At 58.1% G+C, this 17,376-nt stretch carries 11 protein-coding genes; 2 read left to right on the top strand and 9 right to left on the bottom strand.

The window, feature by feature from the left end; all coding sequences use genetic code 11:
• Positions 1-74: 74 nt before the first annotated feature.
• Positions 75-590, top strand: coding sequence for a VanZ family protein (locus tag HFP54_RS03075; RefSeq protein WP_146412452.1), 516 nt, complete (start codon positions 75-77; stop codon positions 588-590).
• Between the two features lie 37 nt (positions 591-627).
• Here the strand turns inward: HFP54_RS03075 and HFP54_RS03070 are convergent, their stop codons facing one another.
• From HFP54_RS03070 to HFP54_RS03035, 8 genes are all read right to left on the bottom strand, one after another.
• Complete coding sequence (locus HFP54_RS03070) at positions 628-1,782, bottom strand: 5-(carboxyamino)imidazole ribonucleotide synthase (RefSeq protein ID WP_235951210.1); 1,155 nt, start codon at positions 1,780-1,782, stop codon at positions 628-630.
• A gap of 100 nt (positions 1,783-1,882) precedes the next feature.
• A complete protein-coding gene (gene purE / locus HFP54_RS03065; protein WP_168563998.1) occupies positions 1,883-2,434 on the bottom strand; it encodes a 5-(carboxyamino)imidazole ribonucleotide mutase in 552 nt (183 codons plus the stop codon).
• Between the two features lie 159 nt (positions 2,435-2,593).
• Positions 2,594-4,624, bottom strand: a complete 2,031-nt coding sequence (locus HFP54_RS03060; protein ID WP_315853836.1) for a c-type cytochrome domain-containing protein — start codon at positions 4,622-4,624, stop codon at positions 2,594-2,596.
• A 13-nt stretch (positions 4,625-4,637) separates the two neighbouring features.
• Positions 4,638-7,160: a DUF1549 domain-containing protein gene (locus tag HFP54_RS03055; protein WP_168563997.1), complete on the bottom strand. Its 2,523-nt coding sequence runs from the start codon at positions 7,158-7,160 to the stop codon at positions 4,638-4,640.
• Positions 7,157-9,646, bottom strand: a complete 2,490-nt coding sequence (locus HFP54_RS03050; RefSeq protein WP_235951209.1) for a PPC domain-containing protein — start codon at positions 9,644-9,646, stop codon at positions 7,157-7,159. Before HFP54_RS03050 ends, HFP54_RS03055 begins: the two co-directional genes overlap by 4 nt.
• 29 nt (positions 9,647-9,675) lie before the next feature.
• Entirely contained in the window at positions 9,676-10,977 is a 1,302-nt protein-coding gene (locus HFP54_RS03045; protein WP_146414249.1) for a DUF1501 domain-containing protein, read from the bottom strand.
• Between the two features lie 408 nt (positions 10,978-11,385).
• Complete coding sequence (locus tag HFP54_RS03040; protein ID WP_168563996.1) at positions 11,386-12,804, bottom strand: sulfatase family protein; 1,419 nt, start codon at positions 12,802-12,804, stop codon at positions 11,386-11,388.
• A 213-nt stretch (positions 12,805-13,017) separates the two neighbouring features.
• On the bottom strand, positions 13,018-14,046 hold the full coding sequence (locus tag HFP54_RS03035; RefSeq protein WP_168563995.1) for an SAM-dependent methyltransferase: 1,029 nt from the start codon (positions 14,044-14,046) through the stop codon (positions 13,018-13,020).
• Between the two features lie 404 nt (positions 14,047-14,450).
• Here HFP54_RS03035 and HFP54_RS03030 point away from each other — a divergent pair, with 404 nt between their 5' ends.
• A complete protein-coding gene (locus tag HFP54_RS03030; protein WP_145300832.1) occupies positions 14,451-15,572 on the top strand; it encodes a type IV pilus twitching motility protein PilT in 1,122 nt (373 codons plus the stop codon).
• 66 nt (positions 15,573-15,638) lie between these two features.
• Here HFP54_RS03030 and flgK read toward each other — a convergent pair whose 3' ends face one another.
• Positions 15,639-17,327 carry a flagellar hook-associated protein FlgK gene (flgK, locus tag HFP54_RS03025; protein ID WP_146412444.1) on the bottom strand — a complete coding sequence of 563 codons (1,689 nt, stop codon included), beginning with the start codon at positions 17,325-17,327 and terminating at the stop codon, positions 15,639-15,641.
• Between the last annotated feature and the right edge of the window lie 49 nt (positions 17,328-17,376).

Genomic DNA, 17,376 nt, shown 5'->3' with positions numbered 1-17,376 from the left:
CAGTCCGGGCCGTATTCCTTAGGAAGCGTTCGGCAGGAGTATTCGTCCGAACGCTCACCTCGGTGCAATTCCGTATGACTCTGTTCCAAGCTTATCCGACGCGAGCCCCGTTGATGCAGCCGGTCACCAAGATCCGCATTTTTCGAATCCGGTTGGCGATTGTGTTGCTGGCGCTGTACTGGCTGGCGATGTTCACCGGCACCCACTTGCCGCGTGTCGATTTTGTTCAGCTGCACGTCGGCGACAAGGTCAAGCACTTCGTGGGCTTCTTCGGCCTCGCGTTTCTACTGTGCTATGTGACCGGCGGCCGTCGCGTCATCACTCGGTTTTCGCGGGTGGCCGCCATTGTGCTTGCCTACGCGGCGTTCGACGAGTGGTCACAGGGCTTTGTGCCCGGGCGAACTCCCGACCGGTACGATTTCCTGGCCGATGCGGCGGGCATGCTGGCCGCGATGGCGATGTACCTGGTCGCGAAGTTCCTGTTCGGACACCAGATTCGTGGGCTGATACGAAAGATTCGTGGTCAGTCATCCGATTGGTCGACACCGATGACCAAGTCGGCCGGCGCATCCACGTCGCCGTCGGTTTGAACTCTCGGACCTTGCACAGACGCAACGGTCCCCACGCCTAAGACGATCGCAGTCGTTCCCGAGCTTCGCGAACCGCGTTTGCCGCTGCGACGACATCGTCCGCCACCGCGGTCAGGTGCCCCATTTTGCGTCCCACCTTGGCACCCGCTTTTCCATACAGGTGCAAGCGAATCCCCGAAGCGGCCAGCGAGTCTTCCAATCCAAATACGCGATCCCAAGCCGGATCGCCATCCTGCCACAAGTCGCCGAGAAGATTCACCATCGCGGCGCCGCCGGAAACCAAACGGGTATTTCCAAGCGGAAGCCCACAGACGGCACGGACCTGTTGTTCGAACTGGCTGATACCACACGCTTCGATCGAAAGGTGACCAGAGTTGTGTGGCCGAGGTGCGATTTCATTGATCATCAACGAATCGCCCATCAGAAAAAACTCGATGCAGATCAATCCGATCAAATCCAATCCATCGGCCACCGCCATCGCAATTTCACGCGCCGATGATTCGATGGCCGGATCGACCGATGCGGGACAGGTCGTTTGATCCAAGATGTGATTGACGTGATCATTTTCGAACAGCGGGAATGTCGACGTTTGACCGTGAACGTTTCGAGCCACCAAGATCGAAACTTCCTTATCAAATCGAATGCATTGTTCGGCGATCCACTGGTCGGCCGAACCCCAGGGGACATCGTCCGCTTGCTGGGATGATTCCACGCGGTATTGGCCTTTGCCGTCGTAACCACTGCGTGCCGTCTTCACGATCACCGGGTAGCCATGGTGTTCCGCAAATCGCCGGACGGAATCCGCATCGCTGACTTGATCAAACGGAGTGACGGGCAATCCCAAATCACGCAAACTGGACTTTTCCAGCCAACGGTCTTGGGCGACACGCAACACGTCGGCTGATGGGTAAGTCGGTGCAAAATCGGCACAGCCAGCGATCGTATCGGCCGGAATGTTTTCGAATTCAAGCGTGATCACGTCGCATTGCTGGGCGAATCGTTTCACCACGTCCGGATCGTCGATCGCGCCGACAACGATTTGGGTCGCCACTTGTGCCGCGGGCGCATCATCCGAATCGCATAACACGACAACCCGATAACCCATCTGTGCGGCGGCGATGGCGAACATGCGTCCCAATTGACCGCCCCCGACCATCCCCAAGGTGGCGCCTGGCATTAGCGTCTTCTTCATAGCGGACAAAGGCTCGGAGGTTCGGGGGCCCGCCGCAGTGCTCGGCAGTGCGTCGGGGGACTGGGGACGCATCGTGGTCGAAACTTTCGCGTCAATCGAATCAAGAGACATCGTTCAGGTCGGCCGACTTCAGCACATCGTCCTTTTGTTGACGAACGAAGTCGCAAAGCCTTTCGCGCAGTTCGCTGTCGGACAATGCCAAGACGCGTGCCGCAAAAATGCCCGCGTTCTTTGCACCGGACTTTCCAATCGACATGGTGGCCACCGGAATGCCGCCGGGCATCTGGACGATCGACAACAGCGAATCCAGTCCCTGCAGCGCGCGACTTTGGACGGGGACACCGATGACCGGCAAATGGGTTTCCGATGCGACCATTCCCGGCAAATGGGCCGCGCCACCGGCACCCGCAATAATGACCTGAACGCCACGACCGGCGGCCGATTGTGCGTAGGCAAACATACGTTGTGGCGTCCGGTGGGCACTGACCACAAAACACTCATGCGGCACGCCCAACTGCTTCAACATTGCCGCGGCCGGTTGCATTGTTTCCCAGTCGTTTCGGCTGCCCATGATGATGCCGACACGAGCCCCGGTGTCGGGGAACTCGTTCGATGAAGGGCTGCTGGCGGTGGATTCGCTTTCCGAAGTCATTCGCAGTCTCTGTCGCTAGCCTGGGACCACAAACCGTGGTAGGTCGTCGTGACAGTTTTAACGAATGTCCAAGCAACACCCCAGCGGGTCAGCGGTTTTCTGAGCGCGACATCCAGGCCGGCGAACATACGGGCACCGGCCGGGGATGATTTTTGAAAGTCAGATTGATGCTTCGATCGCTTCTTCAATGCGTCTGACGCGATCCAACAATTTCTGGACCACCGCATCGGCCTGTCGGCGGGTTTGATCCACCGGTTCGAGTTCGGATTGGGCCGCTTGCAAGCGACCGTCTGCGTCGCTAACCACCTTTTCCAAAGTCGGAATCGTTGCCTGGATCTGTTTCCGTTGCGTGGTGAGCGAAACGATCTGTTCCCGCGTCGCCAACAACCCGCGTCGTGATTCGGCCAAAGCAGCAAACGCATCGGCGACTTGCTGTTCTGCCAACGCTAACTGTTGGTCGTCGATGTCGCCACGTTTCAACCCAACCTTGGCCGCGATCATTTCGTCGTGGCTGACATCGGCGGCCTCGGCGGCTTTCCGAATCGTCTCCTCGGCGGACTGTTCCTTTTTGTTCAGGTCGGCCAGCGTCGACTTCAATTCCTCCAACCGATCTCGCTTCGACGCTAAATCCTGCTTTGCGGCATCGACCGCGTCCTTCATCGTTTGGACCTTGGACTGGATCGGCTGCAGATCATCCGTCGCCTTTTTCAGTTCCGCCTGAGCCGCTTTCAATTTCTGCGAAGCAGCCGCCAGCAATTCCCTTTCATCCGGTGGATTGGACGCCAAAGTCAGGGTTTGCTTGGGATCATCGGTGGCAACGTTGAAGATTTGCCCACTCCAATCGCCATACACCGCTCGCTTTCCATCGTGTGACAGGGCGGCTTCCAAAACCGCTTCCTTCATCGCGGGAAGATCCCTAACTTTTGATCCGCCGGCATCCCAGACGGTGGCTTTGCGATTCCCGGATGCGGTGATCAATCGACCCTGATGATCAAACGCGACGTCTTGGACAGGACCACCGACGTTGATGCTTTTGATTTGGTTTCCCGTGTGCATGTCCCACAGCTTGACCGTACCGTCTTCGCTGCCGCTGGCCAAAACGTTGCCATCGTCACGCCAAGACACTGCCGTCACGGCGCCTTTGTGACCGGCCAAGTCCAGGTAGGGCTGTCCGGTATCGGCTTCCCAAACCACCAGGCCGGCCGAGCGATCGCCCGAAGCAATCAAGACATCGTCAGGGCTGAAAGCGACCGCCAAAATCCAGTCGGTGTGTTTCTTTAGATCAAACTTCAGCGACCCGTCGGTGACGTCGTAAATACGCAACATCCGCTTCGGTCCGCCCATCGCAACGCGGGTCATGTCGGAATTGGCGTCGCCATCAAACACGATGTCCAGTTCATCACCAACCGTTGCAATACGCTCGCCGGTCCGAACATCGTAAATGGCCACCAGTCCCAGCACTGCGTGTTCGCCGCCGGCGACAAACAAATATCCACCGTCGGAACTGAACCGGATCGACTGCGGGACGCCTTCGGCGAATGGCAATACGCCCAGCAATTCACCGCTGTCGCCGTGATACAGGACGACCTGACGCTGACCACCGACGGCGACCAGGGGCGCCCAGGGGCTGCAGGCGATCGCGGTGACCGCCGCCGGCCGCTCCGTCACTACGGGGACGCCCATCGGCACTGTTTCCGGCATGGCAGCCGGCCCATCAGGCTTGCCGCGACTGGCGGCGACGAACTCCAGTGGGTTCTTCTTTTTCGCTTTGGCTTTGGAACCACTGTTTTCCAGGATGCCGCCTTCGATCCAAGCCTGAAGAACCGCCAATTGCTCGGCCGGAATCTTGTCTTGGCCCGGCGGCATGATCGGCGTGTCTTCGTGCGACACCAATTGCCACAGTCGGCTGCCGTCGTAATCCCCATCGTCATAAACGACTTCACCGCTGCCGCCGCCTTCCAACACCGCTTGGTACGAATCCAGAGCCAAGCCGCCCTTCTTTTCGCCCAAGTTGTGACAGGTCAAACAATGCTGTCGAAAAATTGGTTTGACGTGTTCTTCAAACGTCACCTTTTTTGCAGCAGAGTCCGGCGTTGATTGTTCGGCGAGTGCCAAACTGGAAATCGCGACGGATGTCAGCGATGCGGCCAGTGCAATGGTCGAACGGAATGCCCTTTGTCGTCTCAGCACGGTGTCGTCTCAATCAGTGGTTAAAGGCAAATTCACGGCTGTTCAAAATCGCCCAAGCAACATCCTGCAGCACCGCTTCGGCATTACTTTGTTCGTTGACCATGGCCAACAAATCGTCACGCTCTTCTTTCGTCGGCATCCGACTGAGCGAGCGAACATACAAGCGATCCAAGATTTGCTCGGGCGAAAGCTTCTCCTCTTTCAACCACGTCCGAATCAACTTTCCACTGGCGATCTTGCCTTGAACGGAATTGCCGTTCAGTAAGTGCAAGGCCTGTGAAAGCGATGGGTCGGTGGACGCTTCGCATTCGCAAACAGTCGCTCGTGGCGACCGACCGAACGTCGTCAAGAAATAGTTCGATGTTGTCCCATCGGCGATTTGGACCGCGCGTGCCCCCAGCGGCAGACCACGGAATTTGTCCGGGCTGTCGGTCACCTGGCTGAGACAATCCAACATGCTTTCGGCAGGAATCCGACGGATCACCGCGTGGGCATAGTTGCGGTTGTCGTGCTGATTGGAATCATTGGTTTGACAGCTTCGTTGATAAGCGTCGCTGTTGCAGATATCACGCACCAACGCGCGGAAATCGAAATCGTAGGCGACCAGTTTTTCGCCCAGTGTGTCAAACAATTCCGGATTGCTGGGTGGGTTACTGACCCGGATATCGTCCACTTCGTCGACCAAGCCGACGCCCATGAAGTGGGCCCACACGCGATTGGCGATGGACTTGGCGAAGTACGGGTTTTCCGGTGCCGTCAACCAATCGGCCAAGACTTTGCGTCGGTCCTTGCCGCGTGTTTCGGGGGCTTCGCCGCCAAGGAACTTGGGTTCAACCGTCGCACCGGACACCGGATGCTTGGTTGTCCCCGAGCCACGGTTGTAGATGATCTTTTCGCGATAGTCTTCGGCCTGTTTGCGACCGATTTGCGAAAAGAACGCCGCAAACCCGTAGTAATCATCCATCGTCCAGCGGTCGAACGGATGGTTGTGACACTGGGCACACTGCGTCCGAATCCCCAGGAAGACCTGAGCCACGTTTTCCGATGTCTTCAGGCGATCGCGTTCGATCTCGTAGAAATTCGTCGCCGGCTGTGAAAACGTGCCGCCGGTGCTGGTCAACAGTTCGTGGACCATTTGGTCCACCGGAACCCTGTTTTGGAACTGCTCGGTCAGCCATTTGGAATACAGGAACGCGGACTTGTAGCTGACCTGGTTGGTGCTTTTGATCATCAGCAATTGAGCGAACTTCATCGCCCAGATTTCGCTGAACTCTTTGCGTGCCAACAGGCGGTCGATCAACTCGGCTCTTTTGTTTTCCGACGGGTCATTCACGAATTGATGGAATTCGTCTTCGGTCGGTAACAAACCGATCACGTCGATCGTCACGCGGCGAATGAATTCTTCATCGCTGCATTGTCCGCTGGGTGTGATCCGCAGTTGATGCAGTTTCTTATCGACCAACTGATCGATGTACTGGTCTTCGCCGCGTGCCGGCTGCTGTGGCGTTTCATAGACCAGACCCTCGGGCAGCGTTAGCACTTGGCTACCAACGGTCTTGGTGTCGAATCGTGCCATGACGAATGCTTCGCCACGGGACCCGGCGGTGACCGTCCCGGTGCCATCGATGTCGGCGCTGCCCGAATTATTGCTGCTGAACGCCGAAAGATTCGTGACATCACGAGTCGTTCCGTCTTCGTAGGTCGCGACGGCAACGAATCGTTGCTTGGTGCCGGTGCCTTCGATCACCGCTTGTTGCGGATAAACGGCCAAAGATTCAACCGCCGGTGGTTTCGCATCGGACGGATCCTCCGGTGCACCATCTTGCAACCATTCCAACATGGTCGCGTAGTACGGGCTGTCGACATCGAACAGCTTGCCACCGGTGTGCGGCACGGCGCCGATGGCTTTTCGCAACATCAGGCTTTCATCGGGAACCGCCAAGTTGACACGCCGGACTCCCATTTCGCGGGTGATGCGGTGATAGTCGCCGTCGGGATCGAAACCGAACAGGCTTAGCCGGAAACCGTCTTTACCACGTGCAGCCCCGTGGCAGGACCCGGTGTTGCATCCCGACCGCGTCAGGACGGGCATGACGTCTTTGGCAAAGCTGATCGCCGGCTTGACGGTGGCATCCTTCACATTCACCGGAACCTTAAAGTTGTGCCCGCTGAAACGCCCGACCAGTTCCGTCTTGCCATCGGCGATCGGAACAACGCGCACGCCGTCGACGCGGGCCACCGCATCGTCACCGACGGACCATCGGACTTGATCGGTCACATCAACGGTGATTCCATCGGGGCGCCGAAGCACGGCGACGAAGGATTGATAGTCACGCGCCGAATCCAGTTGCACGTTCGGCGGATAAACCTCCAGGGCAGGGCGTGGCGGTTTGGCTGGGCGACTGGCGCTGGGATCCGGGTCCGGCGTCACGGCATAAGCGGCAACCGAAGCCCAGGTGACGATCAATGCGGCCATTGCGACACATCGATTGGCCCAAGTGCGAATCGGTTGGCCTAGAAAAGTTCTAGAACTCATTTCATCTCCTGGCGTTTTTGACGCAATTGTTCCAGGCGGCTGAGCGGTTTGGGCTCGGCGGCTTTTTTGGCCGCCGGTTTTTCTGGTTTCTTCGCGGGTGCGGCCACCATCGGCTTGTCGATCCGCAGTTCGCCCGTCCCGGTGGTCTGCGTGATCACTTCGCCGCTGCGTTTAAGCCGTGCGACACAGACCAACGTCCGGTGCTTGCCGACTTTCGCATCGGCAGCGATTTCCAACGGAAAGTTGACCACGGTGCTGTCTTTGGTCAGCGGCTGAACCGCTTTGGGACTGGTGACACCGTTTGGCAAGCCGACCAATTCGATTTCGGCTTCATCATCGAACTCACGCAACACTTCGACGTTCACCGCATATGTCATCGATTTGCCTTGTTCGGTTGCCGCTTTGGGAAACGCGTACTTGAAGTATTCGTTTTCAACCTGCAAATCGATCGCGTTGGTGGCGGTCACTTGGCTGCCGCCCGGTGCGGTGAAGGTTGCCATCAAGATCATCGGCCACTGGCCGGTCGCGGCGCGGCTGTTGGCGGTGATCGGAATCAACGCTTCGGACTTATCCCCGGCAATCCGGCGGCTGTTGTTCACGCCGACGCCTGGTGGGTTGTAAAGCGTTCGCAGGGCAATCTGTTCCTTGAAGCCGTCGTTTCGTTTGACCCGGACGACCAAATTCGCACTGCCTTGGCGAACGATCGGCGTTTTCGGTTGGACCAACTCGATCTCAAAGGGGGTCGGTTCGACGACGGCACTCAACGCATGTGGCGTGTCGGTGGCCCACATGTGACGTCGGTTCTGTCCCAACACCAGTTTGTGCGTTTGAACGAATCGGCTGCCGACGTTCAAGGCTTTCGGATCTTTGGCGATGCCGGTCAGCGATATCGGCTGGCAAATCGGATCGGTACCGGCCTTCGCCGAAAGCAGAACAGGTATTTCGCCGCGTCCGGCGGGGACGTCAAACGTGGTTGCCGTGACACCGTCGGGCAACGAGGGAATGTCGATACCGATGGGACCGCCGTAATTGGTACGCGCAGCGGTCACCATGATGGCCCCGTGCCCACCGGCGGGAACCAACGCGGGTGTGGCTTCGTCACGTCGAAGCTCCTTCAGCGTCAGGTTGACCTCCGCTGTCGCTTCCACCACCTCGACACGGTATTGGTGCGTGGGAGTTCCCAATCGCAGATGGTCATAGATCCGAATCGTGTGCTTGCCATCTTCTTTGGCGGCAAATTCCAACGAAGGGTCCATGCGACCGGCCACATCATCGGACGACTGGATCGTTCGGTTGTCGGGCCCGAAGACGTTCAGCACGGCGTCTAGGCTGCTTCGCAATGCATGGCGGGCGAACACCTCCACACGATACCGCCGGCCCTTTTTGCACTGGAAGCTGAAGCAATCGAAGTCATTTTCTTTATCGACAATGCCGCAGAAAGCCGCGGGCAAAGTGAACTCGGGTGCTTTGCGAATATCATCGTTCGGTTCCGTTTCGACATGAACCGGCAAGTCGTTCACCCGAACGGTGTTGGGCGACGGGCTGATGCCCTTGTCCGTCTTGACCCACAAACGGTGGTGATCGTCCGTCAAGCTGGGCAACTGAAACTGGTCTTCGTGAACGGATCCATCGACGTCAATCCATTGGGCCTGTAGGACGGAGCCCGGTTGCCCACCGGCCGGAAAGATTGCCATCGGACGTGGAAAATCACCGATGTGCAAACGGTAGCCCGAAACTCGGCTGCCGCGGAATGAACTGTCGCGGATCATGACGGTGTAGGTGCCCGCCTGGTCAGGCGTGTACGTGCACAAACCGTCTTGCTGTAGCAGAGCCGAATCATCGCTGGATGCCACTTCGATACCTTCACTGTCCAGGATCGCGACGTACGGATCCAAAATGTTCTGGTTGCGAAGCGAAAACGCCAATCGAATGCCCTCGACCTCCACCGTCAAACGCTGTCCGGCCGCGACATCGACGTTGAACAAATCGACGTCTTCGGTGTCAACGACACCTTCGATGGTGTGATTGATGGGAACCGACTGTGCTTGGTCCGGTCGGCTGTTGGGTTCTGCTTCCGTGACAACCGGCAGATGACCGACCGACAGCAAACGCAGATTCGCGACGCCCGTTTTGGTGACCAAACGCAACGGGTAAAGCCCCGGCGACACGCTCTCGGCGACCTTCAGGGTGACGTCGGCTTTCTTGCCATCGACCGCTTTGACGTCGATGATTTCAATTCGTGGGTCATCGGACACCACGTCATAGGTGTCACCCAAACGTTGACCGTGAAAGGTCAGCTTGGTTTCGGTTCCCGCACGGACGCCCATTGGCTGTAACCGTTCGACGACCGGATAAGATGCCCGGACGGAGGCAACCGTTTGAAGGCAAACGAACACGACACAGGCAACGACGGTCCGCACAGCCCGATTGCGTGCGACACCGATGCCGGTCACACCGTTCGGGCGACCGACAGAAAAAGCATTCATCTTCATGGCTTTCATCCTGGGCAAATGGATCAGACCAGAATGTCGCTGATGACGTTGCCGCCATCGACGATTTCGATCGGACGGTCTCCGGGGGCCATCAATTCCTTGTCGGCCACAATGCCCAACAAGTGATACATCGTGGTGGCCAAGTCCGCCGGGGACACGGGGCTGTGATCGGGTTCGGCCGCCGTGCTGTCGGACGCACCATAGACCATGCCGCCTTTGACGCCTCCGCCGGCCAGCATCACGCTGAAGACCTTTGGCCAGTGATCGCGTCCGGCGTCCGCGTTGATCTTGGGTGTGCGGCCGAATTCACTGGTGACCATGACCAGCGTTTCGTCCAATAAACCGCGCGAATCCAAATCATCGATCAAGGCCGACAAGCCCTGATCCAGTGCGGGCATCGTTCGATTGAAACCGCTGGTAATACTCTGGTGCATGTCCCAGCCGCCGTAGGTCAGCGTCACCAGACGTGAACCGGCTTCGACCAGACGTCGTGCCATCAACAAACGCTGACCGGCTTGGTTGCGTCCGTAGCGGTCACGAAGCTTGTCGTCTTCCTTGTTGATGTCGAATGCTTCTTTGGCCGCCGGTGTGTCCAGCAGGTCGTAGGCTCTCTCGTAAAACGTGCTCATCGCGGCAACGTTGTCCGCCGACGTCATCGACGTGAAGCGACGATTGACGACTTCCAACGCTTCTTTGCGTTTGACGAACCGGCTTTCGTCCACGCCACCGGACAAGTTCAAATCGCGGACCCGGAAATCGCCGCGGGCCGGATCACTGCCCAACGCGAATCCGCCGTAACTGCTGGGCAAATATCCCGTTCCGGCGAATTCGTTGGGAACATTGGGAATACAGATATACGGGGGCAGGTTGTTTCGCGGCCCGTATTCGTGACTGACAACGGCGCCAAAACTGGGGTACTGCAACGCCGGACTGGGTTTGTACCCGGTGAACATGTTGTGGGTGCCGCGTTCGTGGGCGGCTTCCCCGTGCGTCATGGACCGAATCACACTGAATTTGTCAGCACGCTTGGCCAGCTTGGGAATCGTGTTCGAAAAGACTTCGCCGGTATTTGTCTTCAGCGTGCCCATTTCCCCGCGATATTCCAGCGGACTGTAGGGCTTGGGGTCAAAGGATTCCTGCTGGGCCATCCCGCCCGGCAAGAAAACGTGAATGACGCTTTTCGCTTTGGGTTTGATGAAGTCGTAATGCTTCATCTCCGCAGCGGCCTGACGCATTAGCAAGTCAGGAAGCGACAACCCGAATCCGGCGATCGATCCGACCGCTAGAAATCCACGGCGGCTGAAAGGGTTTCCGACACAACGCATGCGAGTCATCTCCGGCGTAGTCGTCAAGGATGAACCGTCGATTCGGTCTCGCCAAACCATCGGCAAGATCAACGGTGACGGCAAAAAGGCGGGACCCACGAAGCAAACGCGACGCGGGCGGGGGGTGGGGCGACATCCTTCACGGGCCTACTGGGCCACACGAATGGATGCGACATTCCGTCCAACGATACTGGTCCGCCAAGCGTGCGTCAAATCTTTCCTATTCGGAAACCATCGCATCCGTCCGATGCTGCAATACTCCGATCTCCCTCGGCCGAACGGCCAAACGCCAGGAATTTCCTGACAATCGGTCGGCCACCGGCTTTCGGCATCCGCTCCGCAAGTGGGGTGGCAGACAAGACTTGGCGTCTCCACCAATGTCAGGAAATGCGGGCGGCCAAGACCCACTCAGGGCCACCGCCAGGATTCCAGCCCCGCCCCGGGGTCTCGCGGAGAATCGGGCAACGTTTTGTTCCACTGCAGAGCCATTCGGGTCAAACGCTGAACGACAACTGGGTGATTTGCCGCGACGTTGTCCCGTTCGCCGGGATCGCTGGCCAAGTCGTACAGTTCGACTCGCCCGCCATCGGGATTGACCAACAGCTTGAAATCTCCGTCGCGAACAGCCAATTGCGGCGGCTTGTTGGCGGGGTGCCCGAAGACACGGTACCGCCATTCCCAAAAACACGGCGTGCGACGTTCACGGTCCGCTCCCAGCCAAACATCGTCCATCGCTTCCCCATCCCCATCGCTGATCGCGTCGGCTGACGCACCGGCAATTGCGGCCAGCGAAGGTAAGAAATCCAAACCGCTGATCACTGATGTCCGATTGACCTTTCCGGCCGGAACATGCCCCGGCCAGCGGACGATCAACGGTGTGCGAATACCGCCTTCGTAGATACTGCGTTTGCGACCACGAAACGGACCGCTACTTCCGACGCCGCTGTGGGCCGAATTACGGATCTGAAAATCTTCGGGACCGTTGTCACTGGAAAACAAAACCAACGTTCGATCCGCCACCCCCAATTGTTCCAGGCGATCCATGAAGCGCCCGACCTGACGATCCATCTCCAACACACAGGCATAATAGACCTGCGCAACGCCGGGAAACGGCACGCCTTGCGGCGCCAGATTTTTCACTCGATCCAATTGGTCAGGCGAAGGATTCAACGTCGCATGCGGATCGGAAAACCATGCGTTGACATAAAAAGGCTCCGGTGCATCCGCCTGTTCGCCAATGAAATCCAGCGTTGCGTCCAGGATATTGGCCGTGCAGACCGGTCGCGCCTCGGCGCTCCAAATGTCGATCGCCTGTTTACCCGCGACGTTGCAAAACTTGTCGGTCCGGAAAGCATCAACGCCATACTGATCCGGCGAAACATTGCCGAGGTGCCACTTTCCGAAATGGGCGGTGACATAGCCGGCGTCTTTCAGCACGTCGGTCAATGTGGGCACATCGGGATCCAGCGCATCGGGCATGCCACGACGCTGGTTGCTTTCCCGGTTGGCCAAATGACCGAAAATGCGATGCCGCGCCGGGCTTTGTCCCGTCATGATGCCGGTCCGACTGGGCGAACACACCGAACCAGCAACGTAGAATTGGGTGAACAGTGTGCCTTGACGGGCCAAACGATCCAGATTCGGCGTCTTGATACGGCGTTGCCCGTAGCAACTAAGATCTCCCCAACCCAGATCATCGGCGAAAATGAAAACGATGTTGGGTGGTTCCGAAGCGTTCGTCAGTTTCGATGAGCCGGAGACAATCGCCAGCACACCCATCACCGAGAAAGCAAACAACAACGCATTGCACCGGAGATCACTGGGCATGTCTTCGTTCTATCGCTGAGGGACCGAAACGTCGCCACTGCCATCCAAACCAGGCATCGCGCCCGGGCGATGACCAGGCCGGTGGCATTGTCCCGGTGACCATAACACGTCATGCGGTGCAGCGGGGCATCCACGGCACAGACAACCTGTCGCATCCTGTGCAGCAGAACCGGCGAACAGGACCAACGGAATTGATGGTGTGTACGAGAAAGTTTACCGCATGCGAATAGCACAGCAGACTTCGCATCGGTTGCGAGTCAATTGCCGGACTTGGACGTCTTTGGGCCCCCAGCTTCGGATGCGATCCAGCCACCGGTCAAGATTTTCGGCCATCGCGTAGTTGCCAAGCTTCAAGGTCAGCAAAACACCTTCGATCGGCACTCGCGGGTGCGTGACGATATTTTCGACGGTCGAAAGGGTTTGGTCGGGTTTGACGTTGGAATCAACCATCATCCATTTGGCATCACTGAACACCGATCGCTTCAAGTCGCCCGCCCGAGCTCGAACGTGCTGAAAATTCGGATGTTCGTTGATCGACGGATCCATTTCCGCTGGATCGATGCCCAGGACGCGAAGTCCCATTTCCAGCAACAGCCCGCTGGCACCTCCGGGCGAACTGCCGACGTCGACGGCCAGATCACCGGGGCGCAACTCAAATCCAGACCAGGCAATCGACTCGGCGGCTTTGAAATAGGCCCGCGAAACGGGTTCGACCTGGGGACGGATCGGTTGAATCCCTCCGGGCCACCGATCATGCCAATCACGGGCAACGTGCCATCCCCAAAACCATTGGTTCGGCTCCACTAACACAACGTCCATCACGGTCGCCCCGGCATCAGCAATCCCGTTGACCTTATCCGCGTCCAATAAGGTCTTCGGCAGGTGCGCAAGGATCTGTCCGCCCACGGCATCGCTGAGCGCATCCAGTTCGGGTTCAAATCCGAACTTGCCGATCGGCAAACGGTCACGCGACCAGACGTGCAGGGTGCGAAAGGGGACCGGATCGGAAAACTTGGTCTGAAAATCGTCCGCCAGCTTGGCGATCAATGCGTTGGAATCGCTCCCGCGCTCCGAACCAATCGAATGGCAGCTACGGCGAATGAAGATTCCCGATGGCAGATCGGCGGCGGGATCATCGTGCTTCAACGTCACAAATCCCGGCCGTGAAAACGCCAGCCGCCAGCCCTGTCGTGTCGCGTCCGCCTTGACCCACGCTTCAGCGCCGTTCGCGCAAGTCGACATCGCGAATCCGGCTTGGACATCCGAAGGTTGGTCAGGTTTCTCGGGCACGTGTCGATGAATCCAAGCTGGCAGGGGGCAAGCGTCCGACCGTCAACGGCGGGCAAACGTCGACTGTGGTCAAACCACGCATCGTGGCGAATGCAACTTGGCAAGTCGAGGTCCCGGCGGCGGACCGGATCGTCGAAGTAGTTCGGTGCTGGGCTTTGATGGTCAAACCGTCGGCACTGAAGGGCACAGTGTCGGCACCGATGGGCACAGTGTCGCAGGGGCGTTGAAATTCAGACCGAGGGGCTGGAAGCACCTCATTTGTGGTGCGCCGATGTCTATGATGGGGTGTTCGCCTGGCCGAATGATCCGCCGGGCGATGGTTCCGCACCACGACAGACGACTCGGGGAGGCCCGTCATGAGTCAGCTTCACACGCCGGACCAGGAAATCCTGAAACTGTTGGCCTTCGTCAGTCGCGCCGAGGCGTCGGATTTGCATCTGAAGGTCGGCTTGCCTCCCTACGTCCGAATCGGCGGTCATCTGAAACCGCTGGACATGCCGCCGCTGCCCGACAGTACTTACATCACGGCGATGATGGTGGCGTTGATGCCGCCGGGACGTGAAGAGGAGTACCAGAAGTATGGCGGGATCGATTTTGCGTTTCTGTCAGAATCCGGCGACCGGTTTCGCGTCAATGCTTATCGATCCGATCGCCAAATGCATGCGGCATTGCGCCGGGTCAACAGCGTGATCCCGGATTTCGAAAAGCTGCACCTGCCGCCGGTGTATCAACAAACGATCTCGCGAAGTTTCGACGGGCTGATCTTGGTCACCGGTGTGACGGGCAGCGGCAAAAGCAGCACATTGGCCGCCATGATGGACTGGATCAATCACCACCGCAGCATGCACGTGATCACGATCGAAGACCCCATCGAATATCGATTCGCGTCCAACAAGTCGATCGTTTCGCAGCGTGAAATCGGTATCGATGTCCCCAGTTATTCCCATGCCTTGCGGTACGTCGTCCGGCAAGACCCCGATTGCATCTTGATCGGGGAACTGCGTGACAAAGAAACCATTTTGGCAGCGGTTCAGGCGGCCGAGACCGGTCACTTGGTGATGGCGTCGATGCACTGCAGCGACGCGGAGCAATCATTCAGCCGCATCCTGGAATTCTTTCCCAAAGAAGAACACGCCTTCATTCGTTCATCGTTGGCGAACAGCTTGCGTGCGATCATGTGCCAGCGGTTGATCCCCGGTGCGGTCGAAGGCGAACGATACCCGGCCACCGAAGTCTTGTTGAACAACCCGATCGTGCGCGAGCGGATCTTGAACGAACAAGACGAAGACATCCCGGCGATCTTGAACGTTTGCAAAGACGAAGGCATGCGTGACTTTACGCATTCACTTTGCGAACTGGTCCAAGGCGGAAAGATTTCGATGGAAACCGGCATGGACTATGCGCCGCACCGCGAATCGTTGGCGTCACTGCTGAAGGGCATCGACACCGCGGCCGACGGGTTGGTTTCGCGGGTTTGATCATCCACGCTTCACGCTGGCACCGCTGCCAACTGCCTGCAAACGGGCGGCGAAAAGGTGGATCTGTTACAGATTGACCAACAGGTCCAACATTTCGCTGGCGGTCGAGATCACTCGCGAACTGGCTTGGAATGCTCGTTGGTACATGATCATCTTGATTGATTCTTCATCGATGTTCACACCGGTGATCGCCAAGTGTTTGCTTTGCAGCGTGGCGTGAAAGTCGCTCAGACCTTGCGTGCTGCTTTGGTGCAAACTGACCTCTTGCCCCAACGACGCGATGGAGTGTTCATAGACGCCGCGCACGGTGCGGCCGTCCAACACGTCCAATGGCCGGTCGACTAAATCGGTCATTTCGTAAAGGGCTTCGGTGTCTTCGCCGATGCCGCCGAAACTGACCGCCAACAGGTCCGCGTCCTGTGCCAACACGTCGTTGACGGCGATGTCACCGGCGTGAGTCCCGGTGAAGAAGGTATTCAGACCGGCGGCCGCCAAGAACCCGCTGGTGTCTTCGCCAAAGGTGAATTCGGTCGGCGGATTGTCGGAACGGATCTTCAGTCGACCTTCATTGGTGATCGTGGCGGAAAGTCCGTCGATGTCATCGATCTGCTGGGCCACCGATTGCATCGTCGAATCACCGACTTGGCCCAACACACGAACGGTGATGCGGTGGTTGGAAATGACTTTGCCGTCGGCGTCGACCAACGCCATGTCAAAGGTTCCGTTTTCGGGCGTGAACGGCAGGCCGGCCGATTCCAATGGCACGCCGGGTTCGCTGGCCGAATCAGACGTCAGATCGGTGTAGCCTTTGCGACCTTGTCCCTGGGTGTGAATCTGGTTGATCGTCCGGATCAAACCGGACGCCATCGAATCCAAGTCTCCGACGAATTCGCCAAAGATACTGTCGCGGGCTTGCAGCGCGGCCCCCAACTTTCCGCCGGTCGCTTGCAGCGGTGCATCGGTTTCGATGATGCGAACCTCGGGACGACTTTCGTTTTCGCTGTAGGCGGTGTACACATCGCGTGCGATGCCGTTGGTGACCAAGTAATCGCCGCCGACGAAAACGTTGACGTTGCCGCTGGTTTGTTCTTGGAAGTTGATGTTGACGTATGTCGCCAATTCTTCGAGTGCTTGGTAGCGTTCGTCACGCAGCCCCGTTGCATCGCTGCCGATCAAACCGCCGCCTTCGATCGTGGCGATTTCGACATTCAGCTCGGCGATGCGGTTGGTCAACCGGTTGATCTGGTTGCTGATGTCGTCCAGTTCGGTGTTCACACCGGCTTGGCGATCGAGCACTTTTTCGCGTGTGTTGTTCAGCTTGGACGCCAAGGATTGCCCTTGCAGAATGACGAATTCCCGCAGCGCCGAATCGGCCGGCTGGGTCGTCAATTCATGCAACGCGTTGTTGAATTCGGACAACTGGAAATTGATTCCGTTGTTGTCCAGTTCGCTGGCGATTTCTTCCAGCTGTGAATACGCCTGGCCCAATGATTCGGCGCCGGCCAGCGCCGTGCCGGCGTTGAACATCTGTTCGGCCAACGCCTTGTCGACCACCTGCGTGATGCCGGTCGGCCGAACGCCCTGGCCCTTAATCAACCCGCCCTGGCGAAACGCACCGGCGGGCGTCTGTTCCAGACGCTGGCGGATGTAGCCTTCGGTGTTGGAATTGGCAATGTTATTGCCGACCACTTGCAGGCCGATCTGCGCCGCCTGCAGTGCACCGTTGGACTGTTGGATCGTTCCGAATAGGCTCATCGATCAGGTTTCTCCCCTGATCGGTTTTCGGACGCGCACGCCGTCGAAC

The organism is Crateriforma spongiae (assembly GCF_012290005.1).
Taxonomy (GTDB): Bacteria; Planctomycetota; Planctomycetia; order Pirellulales; family Pirellulaceae; genus Crateriforma; species Crateriforma spongiae.
This window is presented reverse-complemented; position numbering and strand designations above follow the sequence as displayed.

What these genes read in the sequence shown, in the direction of transcription:
- HFP54_RS03045 (WP_146414249.1), bottom strand. Translation starts at nt 10,977, where the DNA reads ATGCGTTGTGTCGGAAACCCTTTCAGCCGCCGTGGATTTCTAGCGGTC.
- HFP54_RS03070 (WP_235951210.1), bottom strand. Translation starts at nt 1,782, where the DNA reads ATGAAGAAGACGCTAATGCCAGGCGCCACCTTGGGGATGGTCGGGGGC.
- purE (WP_168563998.1), bottom strand. Translation starts at nt 2,434, where the DNA reads ATGACTTCGGAAAGCGAATCCACCGCCAGCAGCCCTTCATCGAACGAG.
- HFP54_RS03050 (WP_235951209.1), bottom strand. Translation starts at nt 9,646, where the DNA reads ATGAATGCTTTTTCTGTCGGTCGCCCGAACGGTGTGACCGGCATCGGT.
- HFP54_RS03055 (WP_168563997.1), bottom strand. Translation starts at nt 7,160, where the DNA reads ATGAGTTCTAGAACTTTTCTAGGCCAACCGATTCGCACTTGGGCCAAT.
- HFP54_RS03040 (WP_168563996.1), bottom strand. Translation starts at nt 12,804, where the DNA reads ATGCCCAGTGATCTCCGGTGCAATGCGTTGTTGTTTGCTTTCTCGGTG.
- HFP54_RS03075 (WP_146412452.1), top strand. Translation starts at nt 75, where the DNA reads ATGACTCTGTTCCAAGCTTATCCGACGCGAGCCCCGTTGATGCAGCCG.
- HFP54_RS03030 (WP_145300832.1), top strand. Translation starts at nt 14,451, where the DNA reads ATGAGTCAGCTTCACACGCCGGACCAGGAAATCCTGAAACTGTTGGCC.
- HFP54_RS03035 (WP_168563995.1), bottom strand. Translation starts at nt 14,046, where the DNA reads ATGTCGACTTGCGCGAACGGCGCTGAAGCGTGGGTCAAGGCGGACGCG.
- flgK (WP_146412444.1), bottom strand. Translation starts at nt 17,327, where the DNA reads ATGAGCCTATTCGGAACGATCCAACAGTCCAACGGTGCACTGCAGGCG.